This is a genomic window from Lentibacillus sp. (genome assembly GCF_035301675.1).
GTDB lineage: Bacteria > Bacillota > Bacilli > Bacillales > Amphibacillaceae > Lentibacillus.
In genome coordinates, this window is record NZ_DATGTT010000026.1 from 21,893 (window position 1) to 27,892 (window position 6,000).

Annotated in this window: 5 protein-coding genes; all 5 read left to right on the forward strand. The window is 44.0% G+C overall.

The features are described 5' to 3' along the window. Positions 1 to 10: 10 nt before the first annotated feature. The 5 genes from VK097_RS04220 (at position 11) to ftsH (ending at position 5,943) form a co-directional block, all read left to right on the forward strand. A complete protein-coding gene (locus VK097_RS04220; RefSeq protein ID WP_324210554.1) occupies positions 11 to 751 on the forward strand; it encodes a VWA domain-containing protein in 741 nt (246 codons plus the stop codon). Then, positions 720 to 1,652 (forward strand): serine/threonine protein kinase PrkT, encoded by a 933-nt coding sequence (gene prkT / locus VK097_RS04225; RefSeq protein WP_324210555.1) that lies wholly within the window; start codon positions 720 to 722, stop codon positions 1,650 to 1,652. Before VK097_RS04220 ends, prkT begins: the two co-directional genes overlap by 32 nt. 96 nt (positions 1,653 to 1,748) lie before the next feature. Beyond that, positions 1,749 to 3,176: a tRNA lysidine(34) synthetase TilS gene (gene tilS, locus VK097_RS04230; protein ID WP_324210556.1), complete on the forward strand. Its 1,428-nt coding sequence runs from the start codon at positions 1,749 to 1,751 to the stop codon at positions 3,174 to 3,176. After that, entirely contained in the window at positions 3,160 to 3,708 is a 549-nt protein-coding gene (hpt, locus tag VK097_RS04235) for a hypoxanthine phosphoribosyltransferase (RefSeq protein WP_324210557.1), read from the forward strand. Before tilS ends, hpt begins: the two co-directional genes overlap by 17 nt. Before the next feature lie 174 nt (positions 3,709 to 3,882). Further along, on the forward strand, positions 3,883 to 5,943 hold the full coding sequence (gene ftsH / locus VK097_RS04240) for an ATP-dependent zinc metalloprotease FtsH (RefSeq protein WP_324210558.1): 2,061 nt from the start codon (positions 3,883 to 3,885) through the stop codon (positions 5,941 to 5,943). Positions 5,944 to 6,000: the final 57 nt, after the last annotated feature.

The window sequence follows — 6,000 nt, forward strand, 5'->3', positions numbered from 1 at the left end:
GGTTTGTCTGGTGAAAAAAGGAACTTTAAAACAGATCTTATTAATCACGGATGGCTGTTCAAACAAAGGCGAAGATCCGGCGGTTACTGCTGCACTCTGCCAGCAGCAAGGGATAACTGTCAATGTCATTGGGATTGTTGATGATGATCAGACTGAAGAACCCGAAGGACTGCGGGAAGTGGAAGATATTGCACTCTCAGGCGGCGGAATCAGCCAGCTGGTTTATAAACAGGCGCTTTCACAAACCGTCCAAACCGTTACAAAGCAGTCAATGACCCAGACGTTGCAGGGATTTGTTAATAAGGAACTGAAGCAGATTCTAGGAGAGGATCAGAGTCTGGAAGAGATTGAGCCGGAAAAACGGGGCGAAATCATGGAAGTTGTGGAAGATATGGGTGAGACATGTGATCTGGAAGTACTTGTTCTGACGGATACGAGTGCAAGCATGCATGACAAGCTGCCAACCGTGAAAGAAGCACTGATTGATTTGTCGATTAGTTTGAATGCACGCATTGGACGTAACCGGTTTTGTATTTTCAATTTTCCCGGAAAACGCAAAGCAATTGAAAAGGTGCTGGATTGGTCCCCTAAGCTTGATTCAATCTCCACGATCTTTCCGAAATTGACAAGCGGCGGTATAACACCAACCGGGCCTGCGATCCGGGAGGCCATGTATCAATTTGGCAAGAAAGGTTTATTAAAAAATTTGAGGGATGAAGATGAACCAGGCGTGGAAGAAGCAGGATATTAATATAAAACCCGGAACAATCATTCATGGAAAGTGGCACCAGAACCGGTATGTCATAAAAAGAAAGCTCGGACAGGGTGCGATCGGCACGGTTTATTTATGTGAACGAAACGGTCAATATAGCGCCCTGAAAATTAGTGAATATGCAACGTCCATGACAGTTGAGGTAAATGTTCTAAAATCGCTGGAAAAGGTCCAAGGCAGCAGTCTTGGACCTTCTCTGCTCGATGTTGATGACTGGGAAATATCACCCGGCAGCAAGTGCTCATTTTATGTGATGGAATACTTGCAGGGCGAACCGTTAAGCCGTTTTATCAGCAGGCACGGCCATGAATGGACCCCTATCTTTATGCTTCAATTGCTCGATGATTTGGAACAACTGCATCAGGCCGGCTGGGTGTTCGGGGATTTTAAGTCTGAAAATCTTATCGTGCTCCTGAATCCACCGAAAGTACGCTGGATTGATGTCGGAGGTACAACACAAACTGGCAGGGCAATCAAGGAATACACGGAATTCTATGACCGGGGCTACTGGGGGCTTGGAACAAGAAAGGCTGAACCAAGCTATGATTTATTTGCATTAGTGATGGTATTTTTAAATATATATTATCCAAAGCAGTTTGAAAAAGGAGCCAATCCTAAAGCAACTCTTTTGAAGAAATTGAATGATGTCCGGCAGCTGCGCGGATACAGGGAATGCTTAACGAAGGCTCTTCTCGGAGGTTATCGGTCGAGTGCTGAAATGCGGCATGACTTAATGAATGCAATCAATGCCGCGGGACACCGGGACAGACCGGGTCGCCGCAGACGTCCTCCGAATGCCGGAACATCCCCACTTGCAGAGGGAGGCGGTATTATTCTCGCTGCTTTGTTTTATTATCTTTCGTCGTTGATGCTTCCATAAGTTTCAGGGCCATCCTGATGCTTTGTCACGTCATAAAATTATGGTAGAATAAAAGAGAAAGAATAAGGAGTTTTTATTGATCGGAAAGGAATGGCGATGGATAACACTGTTCGAGCATTTATTAAACGTCATCAGCTTGTTAAAGAACATTCAACGGTTTTAGTTGCTGTCTCGGGCGGACCGGACTCCATGGCATTGCTACATTTTTTTTGGATAATCCGGGAAGAATGGAATCTGCGGCTGATTGCCGTATCTGTGGATCATCAGCTGCGCGGTGAGGAATCGTTTGAGGATCTTGAGTATGTTAAAGCGTTTTGCTGGGATCGGGACATTGAATTTATTGGAGCATCATTGGATGTGCCGGCCTATAAACAGAAAAAGCAAGTTGGGACACAGATTGCATCAAGGGAACTCCGTTATCAATTTTTCGCTGAGCAGATGAGACTGTATGATGCAGACTTGCTTGCACTCGGACACCATGGCGATGACCAGGCTGAGACGGTGCTGATGGGACTTGTTCACTCCGCCAGCGTAAAATCATTGGCTGGAATGCCGCTTGAACGGGATTTTGAAACCGGAAAGATTATCCGGCCTTTTTTATGTGTTACAAAAGGATCCATCGAACATTACTGCAGGGAGCATACAATTACACCAAGAAGAGATCCATCGAATGACGAAACAACATATACACGGAATTACTACCGCAACAAGGTACTTCCATTGCTTAAAAATAAGAATCAGAATCTTCATCGAACCATTCGGCATTTGAGCCGTTCGCTGCAGGAAGATGAGAAATTTCTGGAGCAGGAAGCTGAAAAGATGGCAGAACAGACGGTTATATTTGACGATGAGAATACCGGAGTTCACTTTAATATCCAGACATTTCTTTCTTATCCGCGTTCTTTACAAAGACGGGTCTTTCATCTAATATTGAACTATCTGTATAATAACATTCCGAAAAAAATTTCATATGTACATGAGGAACAGTTTTTTACAATACTTAATGCAAGTCATGGCAATACCCGGATTGATTTTCCCAATCATTTGAAGCTAGAAAGATCTTATCAAAATATGTCTTTTTACTTTGAGAACGGTCAGACACAACGGTCGTCCTATCATATGCTGATCGAAATCCCCGGCGAAACGGTGCTGCCGGACGGGGTAATCATGTTAGCGGAAATCACCGCGAGACCCTGCATGACCGATGAAATGGTTTATGTATGTGATAAAGAAGCGGTTGCCCTGCCTTTACATATCAGAACACGAAAATCCGGGGACCGGCTGCAGTGGAAAGGATTGAACGGGAGCAAAAAAGTTAAAGATATTTTTATCGATGCTAAAATTCCATTAAATGAAAGGGATACATGGCCGGTTATAACTGATAATAATGATAAAGTCCTGTGGATAGCCGGTTTAAAAAAGGGGATGCCCCCGAAGCAAGCCGACAGCGGTACTTACATTCAATTAAGTTTTAAGCATAGTGATGCATATAATAGGAGGAGCAGGCATGCACAACGATATTGAAAAAATATTAATCACGGAAGAGGAAATCGCCGCAAAGTGCGAAGAAATCGGAGAACAGCTGACAAAGGAATACGATGGAAAGTTCCCTTTGGCAATCGGTGTTCTGAAGGGTGCTATGCCATTCATGTCTGACATATTGCGCCATATTCATACTTATCTGGAAATGGATTTTATGGATGTCTCCAGCTACGGAGGCCAAATGCGTTCATCCGGTGAAGTGAAGATTGTAAAGGATTTGGACACAAAGGTTGAAGGCCGTGATTTATTAATTATCGAGGATATCATCGACAGTGGCTTGACGCTCAGTTATCTGGTGGATTTATTCAAGTATCGCAAAGCCAATTCCATTAAGATCGTAACCCTGCTTGATAAACCATCAGGACGTACGTCACATATCAAAGCGGATACTGTCGGATTTGAAGTTCCGAATGAATTTGTCGTCGGTTGCGGCCTTGATTATGAGGAACGATACCGTAACCTGCCATACATAGGTGTGCTTAAGCCGGAGATATATGGCGGGGAAGAATCGTGAACGTCGGTTAAAATTGAAACGTTCATAAAGATGTCATGACCTTTTTATTTTAGTGAAAAGATAGCAATACTCACGGTAAACTGATTAAAGAAATTGGTAAGCACAATTAGTTGTGCCGCTACTTTTTTATATGGTACTATTGTTTGTAGTTTTCCCGCTTGGAGGAGGTAAGGAATGAACCGGATATTTAGAAATGTTATATTCTATCTGCTTATATTCTTGGTCGTTATAGGCGTCATAGGAGTATTTAACGGACAAAATGAACAAAGAGAACAATATAATGTACAGGAATTCATGGATGCATTAGATAAGGGTCAAATCGAGGAAATGACCATGCAGCCGGCGAACGGTATCATGCGTATAACCGGAAAGATGGGAGAAGGCGAACAATTTGTCGCCCAAGTCCCGGATACCAATAATATTGTTTCAAATATAACGAATAAAGCCCAAGAGAAAAGCAAGCTCGATGTAGCAGAAGAGGAGCAACCAAGCGGCTGGGTAACTTTTCTGACAACTATTATTCCTTTTCTTATATTAGGACTGTTTTTCTTCTTTATTCTTAGTCAGGCTCAAGGCGGCGGTGGCGGCCGTGTCATGAACTTTGGCAAAAATAAGGCGAAAATGGTCAGTGAAGAGAATAAAAAGGTTCGATTTAAAGATGTCGCTGGGGCGGACGAAGAAAAGCAGGAACTCGTTGAAGTTGTTGATTTTCTGAAGGATCCCCGCAAGTTCTCGTCAGTCGGAGCTAAAATTCCTAAAGGGGTGCTGCTTGTAGGGCCTCCTGGAACAGGTAAAACGTTACTTGCCCGTGCTGTTGCAGGGGAAGCAGGCACACCGTTCTTCTCCATCAGTGGTTCAGATTTCGTGGAGATGTTTGTAGGTGTCGGTGCATCCCGTGTACGTGACTTATTTGAAAATGCCAAGAAAAACTCACCGTGTATCATCTTCATCGATGAAATTGATGCTGTCGGCCGGCAGCGCGGCGCAGGGCTTGGCGGCGGCCATGATGAACGTGAACAGACATTGAACCAATTGCTCGTTGAAATGGATGGGTTTGGTGTCAATGAAGGCATTATCATCATTGCTGCAACGAACCGTCCGGATATTCTCGACCCGGCACTATTGCGTCCTGGGCGTTTTGATCGTCAGATTACGGTTAACCGTCCGGATGTCAAAGGTCGTGAGGAAGTACTGGAAGTTCATGCACGGAATAAACCATTTGATGATACAGTTGATCTCAAGACGATTGCAAGGCGCACGCCGGGATTCTCGGGTGCCGATTTGGAGAACCTTCTGAATGAAGCGGCGCTTGTTGCAGCGCGCTTCGATAAAGATAAAATCGGCATGGAAGATGTGGACGAAGCCATTGATCGGGTTATTGTCGGCCCTGCCAAGAAGAGCAAAGTTATTTCCAAGAAGGAACGCGACATTGTTGCCCACCATGAAAGCGGACATACCATCATCGGCCTAGTCCTGGAGAATGCGGATGAAGTCCATAAAGTGACAATTGTACCGCGTGGTCAGGCAGGCGGTTATGCTATCCAGTTGCCAAAAGAAGACCGGTCTTTCATAACTAAACCGGAACTTTTCGATAAAATCACCGGATTATTGGGCGGCCGTGTCGCTGAAGAAGTGATGTTCGGCGAAGTGAGTACAGGAGCCCATAATGACTTTCAGCAGGCAACCAACATTGTACGCAAGATGATTACGGAATATGGCATGAGTGATAAAATTGGTCCGCTGCAGTTTACAAGCGGCGGTGGGGAAGTATTCCTTGGCCGTGATATCCAAAATGATCAAAATTACAGTGATACGATTGCATATGAAATCGATAAGGAAATGCAGAACTTTATCAATTACTGCTATGATCGTGCCAAGAGAATTCTTACCGAAAACAAGGATAAGCTGGAATTGATGGCTCAAACATTGCTTGATATTGAAACATTGGACAGAAATCAGCTCAAGACATTGTTTGAAGAGGGTGTCCTGCCTGAGCCTGAGGAAGATGTAAAAGAAAACAGTGCAGACACTACTTCAGATAATGAAGAACAAAAAGAAGATGTCAAGGTGAACATCCAGTCCAAGGATAACGATGAATCTGAGCCAAAATCGTATGAAGAAGCCAGAAGCAAAGAAGAAAAGAAACGTGAAGAGCGAAAAAAAGAACAAAAGGAAGACGAACAGAAAGAAGATCAGGATTCTTCGCCTGACGACTCAGAAGATAAAAAAGAATAAACTTGGAACATTCAGCCTCTCACGACGTTGAGAGGCTGTTTTACTTTTTAAATTTCA

Coding starts and splice junctions, on each gene's coding strand:
- prkT (WP_324210555.1), top strand. CDS start 720: ATGAACCAGGCGTGGAAGAAGCAGGATATTAATATAAAACCCGGAACA.
- tilS (WP_324210556.1), top strand. CDS start 1,749: ATGGATAACACTGTTCGAGCATTTATTAAACGTCATCAGCTTGTTAAA.
- hpt (WP_324210557.1), top strand. CDS start 3,160: ATGCACAACGATATTGAAAAAATATTAATCACGGAAGAGGAAATCGCC.
- ftsH (WP_324210558.1), top strand. CDS start 3,883: ATGAACCGGATATTTAGAAATGTTATATTCTATCTGCTTATATTCTTG.